The sequence below is a fragment of the Mesorhizobium sp. WSM4976 genome (assembly GCF_029625685.1).
Classification (GTDB): Bacteria; Pseudomonadota; Alphaproteobacteria; order Rhizobiales; family Rhizobiaceae; genus Mesorhizobium.
Window position 1 is genome coordinate 88,741 of sequence record NZ_JARTVT010000023.1, and the last position, 17,779, is coordinate 106,519.

Consider the following 17,779-nt stretch of genomic DNA (forward strand, 5'->3'; position numbering starts at 1 on the left):
TCAGACGGCCGATCCATAAAGATCGTAAGCGTCCGCGCGGTCAATCTTGACGGTGACGATGTCGCCGGCGCGCAGCGGGCGGCGCGACTGGATGTGCACGGAGCCGTCGATCTCCGGCGCGTCGTATTTGGTGCGGCCCTTGGCCGACGTGCCGTGCGCCTCGTCGATCAGCACCGGCAGGCGCTTTCCGACTTTTTTGGCCAGCTGCGCGGCGGAAATCTTCTGCTGGCGCTGCATGAAACGGTGCCAGCGCGCTTCCTTGATCTCCTGCGGCACCTGCTCCAGTCCGAGGTCGTTGGAGCGCGCGCCCTTGACCGGCTCGTATTTGAAGCAGCCGGCGCGGTCGATCTTGGCTTCGTCGAGCCAGTCGAGCAGCATCTGGAAATCGTCCTCCGTCTCGCCGGGGAACCCGACGATGAAGGTCGAGCGGATGGCAAGGTCGGGGCAGACTTCGCGCCAGCCGCGGATGCGCTCCAGCGTCTTTTCGCCATGCGCGGGGCGCCGCATGTTCTTCAGCACCTGCGGCGAGGCATGCTGGAACGGGATGTCAAGATAGGGCAGGATCTTTCCTTCAGCCATCAGCGGAATGACGTCGGCGACATGCGGGTAGGGGTACACATAATGCATGCGTATCCAGATGCCGAGCTTGCCGAGCTCCTCGGCAAGGTCGAGGAACTTCGCCCGCACCTCGCGATCGCCGAACGTTGACGTCTGGTACTTGATGTCGACGCCGTAGGCGCTGGTGTCCTGCGAGATGACGAGGATCTCCTTGACGCCTGCCTTGGCGAGCTTCTCGGCTTCGCGCAGCACGTCGCCAGCGGGGCGCGAGACGAGATCGCCGCGAAGCGCCGGTATGATGCAGAAGGTGCAGCGGTTGTTGCAGCCCTCGGAGATCTTCAGATAGGCGAAATGGCGAGGCGTTAGCTTCACGCCCTGCGGCGGCAAAAGGTCGACATAGGGATCGTGGCTTGGAGGGGCGGCCTCATGCACCGCGGCCATCACGCTCTCATAGGCCTGCGGACCGGTGATCGCCAGCACATTGGGATGCTTCTCGCGGATGACCTCCGGCTCGGCGCCGAGGCAGCCGGTGACGATGACGCGGCCGTTTTCGGAAAGCGCGGAACCAATGGCGCTGAGCGACTCGTCGCGGGCGGAATCGAGGAAGCCGCAAGTGTTGACGACGACGAGGTCGGCGCCGTCATGCTTGCGCGCGATCTCATAGCCTTCGGCGCGGAGCCGCGTGATGATGCGCTCGGAATCGACGAGCGCCTTCGGGCATCCAAGACTGACGAAACTGACGCGTGGGGCGGACATAAACTTTGTTTTCCAAGAGGTGATGGCGAGATCGATGATTGAGCCTCAGGCTCTGAAGGTCGATCTACGGCGCGGCTTTAAGCCATTCGCGCGGCGCAATAGCACGCTTCGGCACAGAAGCAAACTGCCGCCGACCAGAACAGGGGCAGTGCGTCAGACATTCGCTTCTGAAGAGTGCTAGTGGCCGTCCGATCCGAACCAAGGCGCCAGGAAGGCAAAATGGTCGGGGAACTGCCGCACGGCGCCTCCCAATAGCATGTTCACCGCGACGTAGAGGATGATCAGCAGACCGATATAGGCGATCCAGCGGTACCTATGCAGCAGGCGCGCGACAAAGGATGCGGCAAAACCCATTAGAGCGATCGATAGGGCCAGCCCGATGATCAGCACCGTCGGATGCTTCATGGCGGCGCCCGCGACGGCGAGCACATTGTCGAGCGACATCGAGACGTCGGCAATCACGATCTGCCAGGCAGCCTGCGAGAAAGTCTTGCGGGGCGCCGTACCGGCAACCTTGCCGTCCTTGTAGTCGCCGTTGGATAGCGCCTCCGTAGCGTCACGCTCATCCTCGTGGCTGACGCGCAGTTCGCGCCACATCTTCCAGCATACCCACAGAAGCAGAAGCCCGCCGGCGATGAGCAGCATCGGGCCGATGCTCAGCAACCGCTGCGTGATGAGGGCAAAGATTATGCGCAGGACAGTGGCTGCCGCGATGCCGACAAGGATGGCGCGCTTGCGCTGATCGGCCGGAAGGCCGGCGGCCGCGAGACCGATCACAATCGCGTTGTCGCCGGCAAGGGCGAGATCGATTGCGACGACTTGGAGGAGAGCTGAAAGACCTGCGGCAGTGAATATTTCCATAGAGAGAAATCCCTTGCCTGAAATGCGGGTCGCCCAATACCCAGACGGCCCTAAAGGCATGGTCCACTGGCGTCAAGACGCAGGTTTGGACAACGCCGGAAAACGGCGCGGCCGGTGCAAACCCTCAACGAAGTTCGTGTGTTCGCCAGTCAGGCGGGCGGGCGGAAACTAGTCGTAGAGATTATATTTGGCCCAGTCGGATTCCGGGATTTCGTCGCCGATCTTGTAGCGGAACTGCAGCACCTGCATATGGTCCGGCGCAGTCTGGCATTTGAACTTCAGCCGGTACCATTGGCCCTTGCTGCGGAAAGCGGCGCCAGAGCTCCTGATGGCGTCCGCGCTCATCTGCGGCGTGGCGAAGGCGTAGGCCACGACGCGGTCGGCTTTGTAGTTATGGTCGTCGTGGCTGATCCGGTCGAGCACTTCGGCGTCGCACCGCTGCTCGAGGCGGGTTTCAGGATCGAGTTTCATCAGGCCGGCGCGCAACGCATTGTCCATCGCCTTGGCCGGCAAGACCGGCGTCAGCGACGCCAGAACCATCAGGCAGAGCTTCTTCATGGGCGCGAGAGGCAGCATATTTTGTCCGAGAAATCAAATAACCGCTGCTTTACCATGTCACTTGGGTTTGCAATCGTCGCTGCAGCCCGCGCCGCCCATGCTAACCCGTCAGTCACGCTGAACATCTACGCACACTTGCTGCCTGGTCAACAGGAAGGTGCGGCCGCGGTGGTTGACGCGGCACTGACTGCCGCACTACAGGAATTAAGCGCGAACCGGTCGGTGCCAACTGCCCCCAAATGGCCGGTCGCGAGTATCCTAAGTGGTCGAAAAACCATAGCGGAGGGATGGCCGAGCGGTTTAAGGCACCGGTCTTGAAAACCGGCGTGGGCGCAAGTTCACCGTGGGTTCGAATCCCACTCCCTCCGCCAGACGCCCCCGATCTCCTTTTATAGTGCGATATCGGCGCCGATCACGGCATTGCCAGCAAGCGACGCTGACCCCCCGATTCTAAGCCTCAGAAGCATCGGCCGGAACTTCCTTGCCTGTTGTCGTGAACGGCAAGAATGGTGGTCTCTTGCTCCCATTGCCGCTCTTAAGATAGATCGGGCTGCGGTGACGCCGGAGCAGCGGAACGGCTGGACGCCTTGCCCATGAGCGGCCCGACACTTCAAGAGGATGAGCAGAGCATCCTAGAATCTGATCATGCCGTGCCATTGGAGCAGATAAAGGATCACTAGGATCACCACTCCCACGGCAACCCAGATCGCGAAGCGACTCATGCCTTGCCCGCAGCCTTAACGCGCCCTCACGGCGAACTGGCGCTGTTAACAGCGGAGGCAATCGACACAAACTCGGCATTTAGCGCGCCGCCCAGTGAGGTTGCCCCAACCATGATTCCCAAGGCGATAAGCGCTGCAATCAAACCATACTCGATGGCCGTTGCTCCGGAATCGTCACGCAGAAAACTCGCTATCAATTGCATTTTGCACAAGCCCCGACTGCCGATCACGCAAGAATGAGTTATTGCTAATTTAGATAAGGTAAAGGGAGGTTTCTGGTTTTTGTCGAAGTTAGAAAAGCTCGGCGGGCTGCAGGGAATGGGATTGCCGATAAGTCACGACTTATGCATCATCCAGCATGCGCGACAGTGATTTGACCAAGCGGCCCGGCAAGGGCTGGACACCCTGGAAGGAAGGCGACGGCAAAGACGCTGGCTAAGCTCCTCTGGCGACTACGGATTCGCAAATCTTGGCGGCGGTACCCAGTTGGCGGCCAATCGCAGCCCTCAGGCTCATGCCGCCAGATGGGCGGCCGCTAGGTCGAGCCCCTCGCGACTGATCGAATGGCCAAGGCCCGGCAGCAGACTCAAGGAAATGTCGGCGCCCGCGGCGGAAAGACGTTTGTGCGCGCTCTGCGCCTCGGTCGGCGGGATCACCGGATCGGCGGCACCATGCAGCAGCAGAACCTTTGTTCGGGGCGAAGGGGCAAGCGGGGCCAGCCTCGCGAGTCGGCCGGAGAAGCTGATCACGGCGCCAAATCTCCAACTACCGGAGGCGATCGCATCGAGCGCCATGATGGCGCCTTGCGAGAAGCCCAGCAGCGCCACGCGCTCGGCGTGGCCGCTCAGGCCGTGTCGTTCGATCAGCGCGGACACGGCGGCGTCGAAAGCCGGCCGCGCGGCGGCGATGCGCCCGGCCCGGTTGGCCTCCGTGACGCCCGAGATCGAGAACCACTGCCGTCCCGGGCCGCCCTGATCGAAAGGGTCGGGGCCGTCGGGCGCTTCGAAGGCGGCATCGGGCAGACACGGCGCGAGGTAGTCCGCCAGCGGCGTCATATCGGCGCCCCGGCTGCCGACGCCATGCAGCAATATGACCAGGGAGACGGCCATCACGCTGCCTCTTTCAGGCGGCCGGCCACTGGATCGAGCCCCGGCAGGTCGGGTCCAACGGGCACGATGCCGGTCGGGTTCAGCCGCTTGATGGAATAGTAGCCACGCTTGATGTGGTCGATGCTGACCGCCCCGCGCACCCCCGGCACGTCAAGCATGCGAGCGAGATAGGCCGACAGCGCGGGGTAATCCGCGATGCGGCGAAGATTGGTTTTAAACAAGCCATGATAGGCGGCATCGAAGCGGACCAGCGTCACGAACAGCCGGATGTCCGACTCGGTGAAGGCTTTTCCCATCAGCCACGGTCCGCCCATCGCCAGCCGCGCATCGAGTTCGTCAAGTTGCGCGAATACGTCGCGAAAGGCTTCCTCATAGGCAACCTGTGTCGTGGCGAAGCCCGCGCGATAGACGCCGTTGTTCAGCCGCCGGTAGATCAGGGCGTTCAGCGTATCGATTCCCGCCCTCAGCGGCTCGGGGTAGAGATCGGGGCCCGAGGCCAGACTGCCGAAACCCGAGTTGAACATGCGCAGTATCTCGGCGGATTCATTGTTGACGATGGCGCCGCGCTGCTTGTCCCACAGCACCGGCACCGTGGCCCGGCCCGACACATGCGGATCGGCGCTGGTGTAGATCTCATGCAGCCATGTTGCTCCGTTCACCGGGTCCGGCGAGGAAAAACGCCACCCCTGCGTGCCGAGCTCTGGCTCCACGATCGACAGTGACACGACGTCCTCGAGCCCCTTCAGCTTGCGCGCGATGAGCGTGCGCGAAGCCCAGGGGCAGATCAGGGCGACATAAAGGTGGTAACGCCCGGGTTCGGCCTTGAACCCGTTCGTTCCGCTCGGACCCGCGCTGCCGTCCGGCGTGATCCAGTTGCGGAAGGTCGAGGCCTGGCGCACGAAGCCGCCCTTGGCGTCGGTCGCCTGGACGGGTTGCCAGTCCTCGGTCCATTTTCCATCGATAAGCATTCGGATTCCTTTCGGCGCGCAGGCGGTCAGTGGAAAATGAAGCTGCGCATTGACACCGAGGCGATGTCGATGGAGTCGTTCATGAAGGTCAGTTGGTCCTTTTCGTCGGTCACGCCGGCGGCCGTGAGGGCCGGGAGGTAGTGGTCGGGCGTCGGCTGGGCCATGGCGAACAGACTGCCCATCAGCTGCCGGTCGGCCAGCGCCGCGAAGTCGCGCGCCGCCAGCCGGTCGGCAAAGAAGCTGTCGAACTCGACCGCCCAGTCATAGGGCTCGCCACCCCAGCGCATGGCGCGCAGGTTGTGCACCACGTTGCCCGAGCCGAGGATCAGCACGCCCTTGCCGCGCAGCTCGGTCAGCTCCTTGCCGATCTGCAGATGCCAGTCCAGATCCTTCGACATGTCGATCGAGAGCTGGAACACCGGCACATTGGCATCGGGATAGAGTTTCGTCAGCACCGACCAGGCGCCGTGGTCCAGGCCCCAGGTGTCGTCGGCCTCCGCATGATGGCTGGCGAGCAGGCTGACCACTTCTCGCGCGAGTTCCGGCGCTCCGTGGGCCGGGTATTGCGCGGACTGGAGTTCTGGCGGGAAGCCGTAGAAATCGTGAATCGTGCGAGGCAGGGCCGAGACGTCGACCAGCGTCGTGCCGCGCGTCATCCAGTGAGCCGACACCACCAGGATCGCCTGCGGCCGTGGCAACGCCTTGCCCAAATCGCTCCAGGAACGGGAATAGGCATTGTCCTCGATCGCGTTCATCGGCGAGCCGTGGCCGAGGAACACCACCGGCATCCGGTCCGACGCTTTCAGCCGACTCTCCAGATCCTGCATCGACGCGGGAAGACTCATCTCCATCTCCTTCAATGTCTGGCGGCGCCCTTCAGCGCCTGTCTGCAGCAATATGTCATCGGAGATTTGAGAATAAAATGACGTATGTTATGAATAAGTGAGAACAGAATGTTCTCACTGTGGCGAGGTGGTATGGACTTTCTCGATTGTTTGCGGGCCTTCGTGGCGACCGCGCGGGCCGGTTCGTTCAGCCAGGCGGCCGAACGCCTGGGCATATCCAACAGGCTGACGTCGAAATATGTGGCCGCGCTGGAGGAGCGGCTTGGCGTGAGGGTTCTGCAGCGCACGACCCGGCGCGTCGGCATCACGCCCGAGGGCGAGGATCTGCTGCGGCGGGCACCGGCGCTGCTCGATGACATCGACGACCTGCTTGCGAGCTTTTCCGAGGAGGGAAAAGGGCTTTCGGGGAGCCTGCGGGTATCGGCGCCGGTGACATTCGGTCAGACGCATGTGCAGGCACTCCTGCGTGGCTTTGCGATGAACCATCCCGATCTGGTGATCGACCTGCAACTGGACGATGCCTATATCGACCTTGCCGCTCGCGGGGTGGATGTGGCCTTCCGCATCGGCGAGTCGAACCAAAGGTCGCTGGTGACCCGCAAGCTCGGCACGATCTCGAGCATCATGCTCGCTTCGACGGACTATATCGCTCGCCGAGGAACTCCCGAAAGCCCCAGGGATCTGTTGCGGCACGACTGCATCGTGGACACAAACCGCCGCGATGCCATGCACTGGCCGCTGGAACATGGCGGGCGGACCGAGGAATTCCCCGTTCATGCCCGCTTCATGGTGAACTCCGCGCAAGTGGCGCTGGATCTGGCGCGGGCTGGTCTCGGCATCTCGTTTTGTCCGCGGTTCGTGATCGGCGCGGACATGAGATCCATGGGACTCGTCCAGGTGCTGCCCGGCTATTCCAACCCGGCCTCGCCCGTTTCGATGGTTTGGCTTGAAGGGCGGGTATTGCCGCGCAAGGTCCGCAGCCTGATAGACTATGTCGTGGCCGAAAGGCGCGGAGTGATCTGAAGTGTGGACGCGTGCCACAATCTCGCCCTGTTGTGGCCATAATCGATTAACATCGTGATAAGCAATTCCTGTGCAAAAGGGATTGGGGATCAAGGTGTTGCTGGCATCGGCGGACGCTTGGCTCCGTCGGGTGGCAGCACGGTAGGGGACAATCGAAAACATGCAGACTCCGACGCGCCCGCGTCTTCGTCGCGCTTCTGCTTTCGCCCTGTGCGCCCTTTCGGGCCTGCTGCTGGCTGCCTGCGCCTCGCAACCCGAGCCGAAGGGGATGGTCTACAAGAAGGCCCGTCCCAAGGAATATTTCGCCGAATCCGAATATGGCGTGAAGGCAAGCCCGCGCGTTCAGTTCATGCGCCGTGGTGGCGGCCGCGATCAGCTAGGGAAGCCCTATCAGGTTCGCGGGAAATGGTATTATCCGAAGGAAGACAGGAAGGGTTTCACCAAGGTCGGGCTGGCCTCCTGGTATGGTGACGCCTTTCACGGGCGTTTGACCGCCAACGGTGAGGTCTACGACATGACGCATCTGACCGCGGCGCATCCGACGATGCCGCTGCCGAGCTACGCCCGCGTCACCAATCTGGATACCGGCAGTTCGGTGATCGTTCGCGTCAACGACCGCGGTCCCTATCATGAAGGCCGCATCATCGACGTCTCAGAACGTGCCGCGCAGATGCTCGACTATGACAAGGTCGGCACGGCCCGGGTTAAAGTCGAATATGTCGGCCGCGCGCCGCTCGATGGCGACGACGATCAATATCTGGTGGCGTCCTACCACCCCGGCAAGAACCGGCCGGATCCCTCGGACGGTTTGCCGACCGGCGTGATGGTGGCCATGAACGGTCCGTCGCCGAGCTTGTCGGTGGGCGCGCCGCCGGCCGCTGTGCCGTTCCCCGGACAGTTGACCAATTCGGGGCAGGCGTTTGCCGCGCAGCCGGGCCTCTCGGAACAGCCGACCGTGCAGCCGGCAGCGTTCTCGGTGCAAGGCGCCAGCGATGTCGTGCTGCCCGATTTCGGACCGATCGTGCCGGAGCGGCCGGATCTCCGCCTCCCGCCGAATTCGCCCTTCGCCATGGCTTCGCTGTCCTATGCGGATGAGCGGGTGAAACGCGCCGATGTCTTCGCCGCCCTTGATGCCAGCGGCATGTCGCCGGCCGATATCCTGCAATCGTGGAAGAAATCGAACCGCCAGGAACAGGCGCCTGTATCCGACTACGTCGCCGCCGGTTCCTTTGACGAAGCCGCCGAGGCCAAGCGTGTGGCCGCCGCGCTCGAGCCGTTCGGCCGGACCGAGATCCAGCGCACCGAGCTTGACGGCAATGACTGGTACGCGGTCAATGTCTATCCGGATGGGCACGGCAGCATTGACGACCTGCTCCAGGCAGCCTGGTCGCATGGCGCGCCGGACGCGCTGGTTGTGCGTAACTGACCAATTTCGTACTGCACGTTGGTCCGGTCGAAAAAACCCTGCTAGCTTGGCCGAGGGGTAGTCTTTGCGCAATTCCGGGCGACGCTCCGGTTTTGCTCAGATTGGGTCGAGATTTCATGCAATTGCGCATTCTTCCGCCTTTCGCCAGCCTTCTGGGATTGGTGCTGGCGCTGCTTTGCGCCGCCCCGGCGGGCGCGCAGCTGTTCGAGACCAAGGCGACGCAGGCGTTCATGATCGATGCGGACACCGGCACGGTGCTTTTCGCCAAGGACCCCGACAAGCCGATCCCGCCGGCCTCGATGGCCAAGCTGATGACGATGGAGATGGTCTTCAACGCCATCAAGTCGAAGCGCATCACGCTCGACGACACGTTCGTCGTCAGTGAAAACGCCTGGCGCACCGGCGGCGCGCCGTCGGGAACCTCGACCATGTTCGCCAAGCTCAAATCGCAGGTCCGCGTCGAGGACCTGATCCAGGGCGTCACCGTTCAGGCCGCCAATGATGGCTGCATCGTGCTTGCCGAGGGCATGGCCGGCTCGGAGGCGAATTTCGCCGCGCAGATGACGGATCGCGCCCGCCAGCTCGGCCTGTCGAAATCGACCTTCGTCAATTCGACAGGCCTGCCGGCCGACGGCCAGCAGACGACGGTGCGCGAGCTGACGATGCTGGCGCTGCATCTGTGGCGCGACTATCCCGAGTTCTTCCACTATTACGGCCAGCCGGACTTCACCTGGAACAAGATCGCGCAGAGGAACCGCAATCCGCTGATCGCCATGGGCATCGAAGCCGACGGCTTCGTCGCCGGCGCCAGCGAACAGGCGGGCTTCGGCCTGGTCGGCACCGTCAGCCACAACGGCATCCGCGTGATCGCCGCGCTCACCGGGCTGGCGAATGACCGCGAACGCTCCGAGGAAGCGCGCAAGCTGCTCGACTGGGGCTCGCGGTCCTTCCAGAAGACCGAGATCTTCGCCAAGGACGAGGTGGTCGGGGAAGCGCAGGTCTTCGGCGGCGTCAAATCCGGCCTGGCCTTGAAAGCCAAAGGCCCCGTGGACATCTTTCTGCCGATAGCCAACCGCGACAAGCTGACCGCCAGGATCGTCTACCAGGGTCCGGTATCGGCGCCGGTCGAGCAAGGGCAACCGGTCGGTGAGCTGCGCGTTTGGATAGGCGATACGCTCAGCCAGCAGACGCCACTCTATGCCGCCGAGTCGGTGAAGGTGGGCACGCTGCCGCAGCGGGCGCTGGATGCCGTCAAGGAACTCGCCGTTGGCTGGCTGCGTCAGAAACATTTGTGATGGGGCAAGTTCGTGGACCTTTTGTCGGACGGGGGCTATGACAGCGGCCAGCACGAGCAAAGGCAGTCTCGATTGGCGAGCGGATTTTTCATCACCTTCGAAGGCGGCGAAGGAGCAGGCAAGTCGACGCAGATCGAGCGGCTGGCGCGGCGCATGCGTGCCAAGAAATACGAGGTTCTGGTCACCCGCGAGCCGGGCGGCTCGGCAGGCGCCGAGGCGATAAGGCACGTGCTTCTGTCCGGCGCGGCCGAGCCGTTCGGTCCGAAGATGGAGGCGATCCTGTTCGCCGCAGCCCGCTCCGATCATGTCGAGCAGGTCATCCGGCCGGCGGTCGAGCGCGGCTCGATCGTGTTGTGCGACCGCTTCATTGATTCCTCACGCGTCTACCAGGGCGTCACGGGTGGTCTGGATGCGGATTTCATGCAGGCGCTGGAGGCGGTTGCCATCAACGGCATGATGCCGGACATGACGCTGATCTTCGATATCGATCCCGTTGAAGGCTTGAAACGGGCTACGGCACGGCGGAGCGCCGGCGCCGCCGCCGATCGTTTCGAGAAGGAGACCTTGGCCATCCACCGGCGGCGGCGCGAGGCTTTCCTGGCCATCGCCGCGGCGGAGCCGGAGCGCTGCATCGTCATCGACGCGGCGGCCGATCCCGACACGGTGGAAAATGTCGTCACCGCGGCCGTCTTCTCGGCGCTGGAAGAGAGGATGCCGGCGCAAAGGATCGAGACGGCGCCGGCATGATCTTCGAACGCATCGCCCCGGAGCAGCACGACACCCTGGACGGCGTGCCTGAGCCGGCTGAAACGCCGCGGCTGATCGGCCACGCGCCGGCAGCGGGGATGCTCGCCGGCGCCTACCGATCGGGTAAGCTGCCGCATGCGCTGATTTTCGTCGGGCCGCTCGGCATCGGCAAGGCGACACTGGCGTTCCATCTGGCGCACCATCTTCTGAAATATCCGGATTTCAGGATTGCGCCCGACACGCTTGCGGTTCCCGATCCGGCTTCCTCGCTGTTTCGCCAGATCGCCACCGGCGCGCATCCGGGCGTGCTGCATCTTACGCGCCCGGCCAACGACAAGACCAAGAGCTTCAAGACGGTGCTGACCGTGGACGAAATCCGCAGGGTCAGCCGCTTCCTGTCGATGACCTCCCATGACGGCAGCTACCGCGTCGTCATCGTCGATCCGGCCGACGACATGAACACCAACGCCGCCAATGCCTTGCTCAAGAATCTCGAGGAGCCGCCGGCGCGCACCTTGTTCATTCTGATCGTGCACGCGCCGGGCGGCCTGCTGCCGACGATCCGCTCGCGCTGCCAGATGGTGCGGCTGGCGCCGCTCGCGGCCGACGAGCTGATGGCGGTGCTGGAAAATGTCGAGCCGCCGCCGCCGGATGATCCGGCCGCACGCGCAGCGCTCGCCGAGCGGGCAGGGGGCAGCGCACGCAACGCCATCCTGCTCACCCAATATGGCGGGCTGGAGATCGCCGGCGCGCTCGATACGCTGGTGGCCGCCAGGAAGCCCGACATCGCCGGCGCGCACCGCCTTGCCGAGGCCGTGGCGGGACGCGACCAGGCGATCCAGTTCGACATCTTCAACCGCCGCGCGCTCGATATGCTTTCGGAGGCCTCAAGCGAAGCGGCGTTGTCCGGCGACCTTGCCAGGGCCAAGACCCTGTCCGAGGCTTGGCAGGAGGCGCTGAACACGATATCTGAGGCCGAGACCTACAATCTCGACAAGAAGCAGCACGCCCTGACCATGATCGACCGCCTGAATTCTGCGATGCGAATGTGACGGCTCGTTCGATGCATGCCGTTGGCCCACTTTCGGGCGGCATGCATTGGCCTCGGGATGGCAATCGACGTTCCGATGCGTTATCCACCGCCACAACTCACATTCAGATATTCATGACGGTTCATTCATGTCACGCGACACATTCTACATCACGACCGCGATCTCCTATCCGAACGGCAAGCCGCATATTGGCCATGCCTATGAGCTGATCGCCACCGACGCGCTTGCCCGCTTCCAGCGGCTCGACGGCAAGGACGTGTTCTTCCTGACCGGCACTGACGAGCACGGCATCAAGATGCTGCAGACGGCGCGCAAGGAAGGCATCACGGCGCGCGAGCTCGCCGACCGCAATTCGGCCGAATTCAAGCGCATGGCGAACGCGCTGAACGCTTCCAACGATGATTTCATCCGCACCACCGAGGAACGGCACTACGCCTCCTCACAGGCGATCTGGAAGGCGATGGCCGCCAATGGCGATATCTATAAGGGCGGTTATGCCGGCTGGTATTCGGTGCGCGACGAGGCCTATTACGGCGAGGAGGAGACCGAGGTCCGCGCCGACAATGTGCGCTACGGACCGCAGGGGACGCCTGTCGAATGGGTCGAGGAGGAAAGCTATTTCTTCCGGCTGTCGGCCTACCAGGGCAGACTGATCGCGCTTTATGAAAGCCAGCCAGATTTCATCGGCCCGGCCGAGCGCCGCAACGAGGTGATGAGCTTCGTCAAATCCGGGTTGAAGGATCTGTCGGTCTCGCGCACCACATTCGACTGGGGCGTGCCGGTGCCGGGCGACGAGAAGCATGTGATGTATGTGTGGGTCGACGCCTTGACCAACTACATCACCGGCGTCGGCTATCCCAATGAAAAGGATGAGAAATGGCGCTTCTGGCCAGCCGACGCGCACATCATCGGCAAGGACATCGTGCGTTTCCACGCGGTCTATTGGCCGGCCTTCCTGATGTCGGCGGGGATTCCGCTTCCGAAGCGCGTCTTCGGCCATGGGTTCCTGTTCAACCGCGGCGAGAAGATGTCGAAGTCGGTCGGCAACGTCGTCGACCCGTTCACGATGGTGGACCACTACGGCGTCGACCAAGTGCGCTATTTCTTCCTGCGCGAGGTGCCGTTCGGCCAGGACGGAAATTATAGCCATGAGGCGATCGTCAACCGCACCAATGCCGACCTCGCCAACGGCCTCGGCAATCTGGCGCAGCGGTCGCTGTCAATGATCGCGAAGAATTGCGGCGGCGCGGTGCCGAGGCGCGACGAGCTGGCGGAGGCCGATACGGCGATCCTCGACCAAGCGATCGAGGCGCTGGCCGTTTCGCGCCGGGCGATGGCGGAGCAGGGCATCCATCTGGCCCTGGCGGCGATCTTCAGCGTGGTGGCGGAAGCGGACCGCTATTTCGCCTCCCAGGAGCCGTGGGCGCTGAAGAAGACCAATCCGGAGCGGATGGAAACGGTCTTGTGGACAACGGCCGAACTGGTGCGACGCGTGGCACTCCTTTGCCAGCCCTTCATTCCGGGATCGGCGGCCAAGCTGCTCGACCTGCTGGGCGTGCCTGCGGACAAGCGTGCTTTCGAGCACGTCCACGCCGATTACGCGCTGGCGCCCGGCACCGCCTTGCCGGCGCCGGAGGGCGTATTCCCGCGCTATGTCGAGCAGAACGCCTGATGCTGGTCGACAGCCACTGCCATCTCGACTTTCCGGACTTCGCCGAGGAGCGGGCGGCCATCGTCGACCGCGCACTGGCCGCCGGAGTCGGCCGCATGGTCACGATCTCGACGCGCGTGAGGCGTTTCCAGCAGATCATTGAAATCGCTGAAACTTTCAACGAAGTCTATTGCTCGGTCGGCACCCATCCGCACAATGCGGCGGAAGAGATCGACGTCACCGCCGACGAGCTGGTGCGGCTTGCCGAGCATCCAAAGGTGGTGGCGATCGGCGAAGCCGGGCTTGATTATCATTATGACAAGGCGCCGCGCGATGCGCAGGCGCAAGGTTTTCGCACCCATATTGCGGCAGCGCGCCGGACGGGCCTGCCGCTGGTCATCCATGCGCGCAGTGCCGACGACGACATGGCGTCGATCCTCGAAGACGAGACAGGGAAGGGCGCCTTCCCCTTCATTCTGCACTGTTTTTCGTCCGGACGCAGGCTGGCCGAAATCGGCGTGGCGCTGGGCGGCTACGTTTCCTTCTCCGGCATCCTGACCTTCAAGAATTCCCCCGAATTGCGGGCCATCGCGGCCGATGTTCCGCGTGATCGGCTGCTGGTCGAGACCGACGCGCCCTACCTCGCGCCGATCCCGCATCGGGGAAAACGCAACGAACCAGCTTATGTCACGAACACGGCAAAGGTTCTTGCCGAGACCATTGGTGTCAGCGAAACCGAGATCGCCGATATCACCACCAGCAATTTCTTCAGGCTGTTCACCAAGATGCCGCGCCCGGACATGGCGCGGACATGAGCGACCGGCTGCGCGTCACCATCCTTGGCTGCGGCTCATCGCCCGGCACGCCGCGCATCACCGGCGATTGGGGCAATTGCGATCCCGCGAATCCGAAAAACCTGCGCATGCGCACGGCAGCCCTGGTCGAGCGGATTGCCGCCAACGGCGCGCGCACCACTGTCGTCATCGACACGGGACCGGATTTTCGCCAGCAGATGCTGTTGGCTTCGGTCAGGCGTATCGATGCCGTCGTCTATACCCATCCGCACGCCGATCATATCCATGGCATCGACGATCTGCGTGGCTTTGTGCACGACCAGCGGCACAGGATCGACATCTACGCCGACGAACCGACGATGGAGCGGCTGCGTCAAGCCTTCGGCTATTGCTTCGAGACGCCGGCCGGCAGCTCGTATCCGCCGATCGTCAAGCCCCATATCGTCGACCATGCGAGACCGGTGGTGATCGAAGGCGAGGGGGGCGCCCTCACCTTTGAGCCGCTGCCGCAGATCCATGGCGACATCATTTCGCTGGGCTTCCGCATCGGCGGGCTTGCCTACTGCCCGGATATCAGCGACTTCCCGCCCGCCACTGCCGAGCGGTTGCTGAGCCTCGACATGCTGGTGCTCGACGCGCTGCAGTACAAGACCCATCCCAGCCATCTGTCGCTCGGTCAGGCTCTGGGCTGGATCGAGAAACTGGCTCCGAACAAGGCCGTGCTGACGCATATGCACGTGCCGCTGGACTACGCCGTGGTGATGGCCGAGACGCCGGAGCACGTGGTGCCGGCCTATGACGGCATGATCATCGAAATTCCTTACGAGTCAGAACGATAGCGACAGCTGCTCAGTTGGTGCCGCATCTCGCCATTCATGGCTTTGGCTGGTAGCCTGAATTCGCGAAGTCGCGAGTGCTGCCCAGTCCACAGAGTTTGTCGCCAATGGCGAAATCCGCTGCAATTCTCGGGTCGGCGCCCAGCGCCTAAGTTCCATAATATATCTTATGCGACTTACGTTCGGGTGGCGCTGTGCCGCAATCCCAAAGCTGGCCGCAACAATGAAAGCATCCGGAAATGACCGCCTTGCCTACCTTTCTCGGCTTCCCCAGTCACCTCTCCGACGGGCGCATGCCGCGGGCCGTGATCTTCGGAGCAGGTCATGGAAGCACCTATCGTGGCAAGGACAGCAGCGGCTATGCCGAGGCCGCCAACGCCATCCGCACCGTCAGCCAGGGCGATGCCCCGCTGGTCGAGCATTGGGATTTCGATCTCGGTGGTCCGTTGTTCAATGGCGGACCGTGCTGCTGCACCTATACCGGCGACATCATGACCATCATGCATGACAATGCCGGCAACCGGGCCCGGATCGAGGCAAGGACGCGCGAAGTTCTGTCCCTCCCGGCCGTACCGATCATGCTTGGCGGTGACGATTCCGTCATCGTTCCATTCCTTGCCGGCTTTGCCGACCGCGGACCAATCTGGATCCTGCAGATCGACGCCCATATCGACTGGCGTGACGAGGTGCACGGCGAACGCTACGGCTATTCGAGCCCGATGCGGCGAGCAAGCGAGATGCCGCATGTGGCAGGCATGGTGCAGGTCGGCCTGCGCAGCGTCGGCAGCGCGCGTCCCGCCGAAATCGAAGCGGCGCGGGGCTATGGCAGCCGCTTCGTCACCGCGCGCGAGGTCCACGCTCAAGGCGTGGAGATCGCTCTGCGGCATATTCCCGAAGGCGCACAGGTCGTCGTCACTCTGGACTGCGACGGGCTCGATCCTGGCACCATGCCGGGCGTGGCTGCGCGCACGCCTGGCGGCCTCAGCTACACACAAACGATCGACCTGATTGCCGGGCTTGGCAGGCGGGCCAGGCTCGCTGGATTCGACCTTGTCGAGTTCTATCCTCCCGCCGACATTGACGGCCTGTCTGCCCTGGTCGCCGCCCGACTTGTCGTCAACGCGATAGGCGCTGTAGTCCGGCAAATGTAGAAGCTCGGCAGCCGTCTATTTCCGTTTGTCAGGGACTTCATTATCGGGATTATATTAGCGATTACTGTTTTTCTTGCCGCCTTCGTGCACCTTGTTGATTTATTGATAGTGCGGCTAAATCATCACACCTTATTTCAAAATATTCGTTTATGTTGGAGCTCCGATGGGATTTGGGTGGATCGGAGGAATTCAGTGAAGAGACTTATTGCAACTGCCGCGCTGGCTGGGCTCAGCGCGACCGCCGCTTCGGCCGCAGATATGGCTCGCCCGATCGCCGGCTCGGCCTATGATTGGAGCGGCTTCTATGCCGGCGCGCATATCGGAGTCGCCAATGGCCACATCAAGGCGACGGATGTACAGCAGCCGAGTGGCGGCTTCTTTACAGATCTGGTTCCTGCTGGAACCGAGGGTTTCGATTTCAGCGATACCAACATAGCCGGTGGTGTACATGTCGGCGCTCAGTATCAGTGGAACCAATTCGTGCTGGGCGGCGAAGCCTCGTGGACTGCGACGGGAATAAGAAAGACGATCGTCAGCCCGTATTTCCCGGACAGCGATACCGAGACCGGTCGAATCCAGCATTATGCAACAGTGGTAGGCCGGATCGGCTATGCCTTTGATCGCGTTCTGATCTATGCCAAGGGCGGCTATGCCGGCGGCGAGGTCGGCTTCAAGGCGCGCGACAGTGACGCTCTCGTCACTTACGAGCAGAACGACTGGCACAACGGCTATGCCATAGGCGCAGGCATCGATTATGCCCTCACCGACAAGCTAAGCCTGGGCGTCGACTACACGCATATCGATCTCGGCTCCAAGATCAGCACCGGACCTAACGTGTTCGACAACGGTTCGCTCGGAAACAATCCGGAGACGTACAAGGTCAAGGCCAGGGCCGACGTCGTCATGGCGAGGTTGAGCTACAAGTTCGGCAACTGACCAATCGATAGTCCCGGTTTGGATTGGCCCGACCCCGCGCCGGGCTTTCCTTTTTGCGGTCTTTCAGCGGTCACGGGTGCTGGAAGAACTCTTCGAGAAACGCGGCCGCCCCGTCCGAGATGCCGACGATCTTGTTCGTCGCCTGGCGGTAGAATTTGAAGTTGAGCTCGGTCTCGGGCCGGCCGTCGTTCCAATCCTTGAAGCGCTTGAGCTCATCGCGGCTCAGACGCTTCGTCGCCAAGGCCGTGCGCCGGATGGTGATGCTGACACGCGGTGTCTGCCGTTCGAGATCGGGACGTCTCGGGATGGCCTTCGAAGAGGTCACGATGCCACGCGCGAACAGCCCCTGCCCGCCTTCATTCTCACTGGCGAACAGGAATACGATATCGCCTTCAGCGATGTGCTTGCCGCCATACATGGTTTTCTGGGCGGCGAAGACCAAGGTTTCCGCCTGCGGGTCCTCGATCTCGGCCTTGATGGCGTACGCCACG

18 protein-coding genes and 1 tRNA gene are annotated in these 17,779 nt (G+C 62.8%); 11 read left to right on the plus strand and 8 right to left on the minus strand.

The window, feature by feature from the left end; translation table 11 throughout:
• The 3 genes from rimO to P9272_RS25675 all read right to left on the minus strand — a co-directional run bounded on the left by rimO (position 1) and on the right by P9272_RS25675 (position 2,751).
• Positions 1–1,314 carry a 30S ribosomal protein S12 methylthiotransferase RimO gene (rimO, locus tag P9272_RS25665; protein ID WP_278162710.1) on the minus strand — a complete coding sequence of 438 codons (1,314 nt, stop codon included), beginning with the start codon at positions 1,312–1,314 and terminating at the stop codon, positions 1–3.
• 177 nt (positions 1,315–1,491) lie between these two features.
• Entirely contained in the window at positions 1,492–2,175 is a 684-nt protein-coding gene (locus tag P9272_RS25670) for a TerC family protein (protein WP_128260131.1), read from the minus strand.
• A gap of 168 nt (positions 2,176–2,343) precedes the next feature.
• On the minus strand, positions 2,344–2,751 hold the full coding sequence (locus P9272_RS25675; RefSeq protein ID WP_278162712.1) for a DUF930 domain-containing protein: 408 nt from the start codon (positions 2,749–2,751) through the stop codon (positions 2,344–2,346).
• Positions 2,752–3,014: 263 nt separating this feature from the next.
• On the opposite strand from P9272_RS25675, the gene P9272_RS25680 reads away from it, so the two are divergent.
• Positions 3,015–3,104: transfer RNA gene (locus tag P9272_RS25680), tRNA-Ser, on the plus strand.
• Positions 3,105–3,481: 377 nt separating this feature from the next.
• Here P9272_RS25680 and P9272_RS25685 read toward each other — a convergent pair.
• From P9272_RS25685 to ygiD, 4 genes are all read right to left on the minus strand, one after another.
• Entirely contained in the window at positions 3,482–3,658 is a 177-nt protein-coding gene (locus P9272_RS25685) for a Flp family type IVb pilin (RefSeq protein ID WP_278162713.1), read from the minus strand.
• Positions 3,659–3,967: 309 nt separating this feature from the next.
• Positions 3,968–4,564 (minus strand): dienelactone hydrolase family protein, encoded by a 597-nt coding sequence (locus tag P9272_RS25690; protein ID WP_278162714.1) that lies wholly within the window; start codon positions 4,562–4,564, stop codon positions 3,968–3,970.
• Positions 4,564–5,532, minus strand: a complete 969-nt coding sequence (locus tag P9272_RS25695; protein WP_278162715.1) for a glutathione S-transferase family protein — start codon at positions 5,530–5,532, stop codon at positions 4,564–4,566. Before P9272_RS25695 ends, P9272_RS25690 begins: the two co-directional genes overlap by 1 nt.
• Positions 5,533–5,558: 26 nt before the next feature.
• On the minus strand, positions 5,559–6,383 hold the full coding sequence (ygiD, locus tag P9272_RS25700; protein WP_278162738.1) for a 4,5-DOPA dioxygenase extradiol: 825 nt from the start codon (positions 6,381–6,383) through the stop codon (positions 5,559–5,561).
• A 126-nt stretch (positions 6,384–6,509) separates the two neighbouring features.
• Here ygiD and P9272_RS25705 point away from each other — a divergent pair, with 126 nt between their 5' ends.
• From P9272_RS25705 to P9272_RS25750, 10 genes are all read left to right on the plus strand, one after another.
• The gene (locus tag P9272_RS25705; RefSeq protein ID WP_278162716.1) at positions 6,510–7,400 is read left to right on the plus strand and encodes a LysR family transcriptional regulator; all 891 of its coding nucleotides are present in this window, start codon (positions 6,510–6,512) and stop codon (positions 7,398–7,400) included.
• A gap of 160 nt (positions 7,401–7,560) precedes the next feature.
• Positions 7,561–8,826 (plus strand): septal ring lytic transglycosylase RlpA family protein, encoded by a 1,266-nt coding sequence (locus P9272_RS25710; protein WP_128260125.1) that lies wholly within the window; start codon positions 7,561–7,563, stop codon positions 8,824–8,826.
• Between the two features lie 116 nt (positions 8,827–8,942).
• Positions 8,943–10,121 carry a D-alanyl-D-alanine carboxypeptidase family protein gene (locus P9272_RS25715; protein ID WP_278162717.1) on the plus strand — a complete coding sequence of 393 codons (1,179 nt, stop codon included), beginning with the start codon at positions 8,943–8,945 and terminating at the stop codon, positions 10,119–10,121.
• Between the two features lie 72 nt (positions 10,122–10,193).
• The gene (gene tmk / locus P9272_RS25720) at positions 10,194–10,868 is read left to right on the plus strand and encodes a dTMP kinase (RefSeq protein ID WP_278162718.1); all 675 of its coding nucleotides are present in this window, start codon (positions 10,194–10,196) and stop codon (positions 10,866–10,868) included.
• Positions 10,865–11,920: a DNA polymerase III subunit delta' gene (locus P9272_RS25725; protein WP_278162719.1), complete on the plus strand. Its 1,056-nt coding sequence runs from the start codon at positions 10,865–10,867 to the stop codon at positions 11,918–11,920. The genes tmk and P9272_RS25725 overlap by 4 nt, the downstream gene beginning before the upstream one ends.
• Before the next feature lie 127 nt (positions 11,921–12,047).
• Positions 12,048–13,592 carry a methionine--tRNA ligase gene (gene metG / locus P9272_RS25730; protein ID WP_278162720.1) on the plus strand — a complete coding sequence of 515 codons (1,545 nt, stop codon included), beginning with the start codon at positions 12,048–12,050 and terminating at the stop codon, positions 13,590–13,592.
• Positions 13,592–14,386 (plus strand): TatD family hydrolase, encoded by a 795-nt coding sequence (locus P9272_RS25735; RefSeq protein ID WP_278162721.1) that lies wholly within the window; start codon positions 13,592–13,594, stop codon positions 14,384–14,386. The genes metG and P9272_RS25735 overlap by 1 nt, the downstream gene beginning before the upstream one ends.
• Positions 14,383–15,204 carry an MBL fold metallo-hydrolase gene (locus P9272_RS25740; RefSeq protein WP_128260120.1) on the plus strand — a complete coding sequence of 274 codons (822 nt, stop codon included), beginning with the start codon at positions 14,383–14,385 and terminating at the stop codon, positions 15,202–15,204. The genes P9272_RS25735 and P9272_RS25740 overlap by 4 nt, the downstream gene beginning before the upstream one ends.
• Before the next feature lie 236 nt (positions 15,205–15,440).
• A complete protein-coding gene (locus P9272_RS25745; protein ID WP_278162722.1) occupies positions 15,441–16,352 on the plus strand; it encodes an agmatinase in 912 nt (303 codons plus the stop codon).
• A 192-nt stretch (positions 16,353–16,544) separates the two neighbouring features.
• Positions 16,545–17,288 carry an outer membrane beta-barrel protein gene (locus tag P9272_RS25750; RefSeq protein WP_278162723.1) on the plus strand — a complete coding sequence of 248 codons (744 nt, stop codon included), beginning with the start codon at positions 16,545–16,547 and terminating at the stop codon, positions 17,286–17,288.
• 70 nt (positions 17,289–17,358) lie between these two features.
• On the opposite strand, the gene P9272_RS25755 is transcribed toward P9272_RS25750, so the two are convergent.
• Positions 17,359–17,778 (minus strand): hypothetical protein, encoded by a 420-nt coding sequence (locus tag P9272_RS25755; RefSeq protein WP_278162724.1) that lies wholly within the window; start codon positions 17,776–17,778, stop codon positions 17,359–17,361.
• Between the last annotated feature and the right edge of the window lies 1 nt (position 17,779).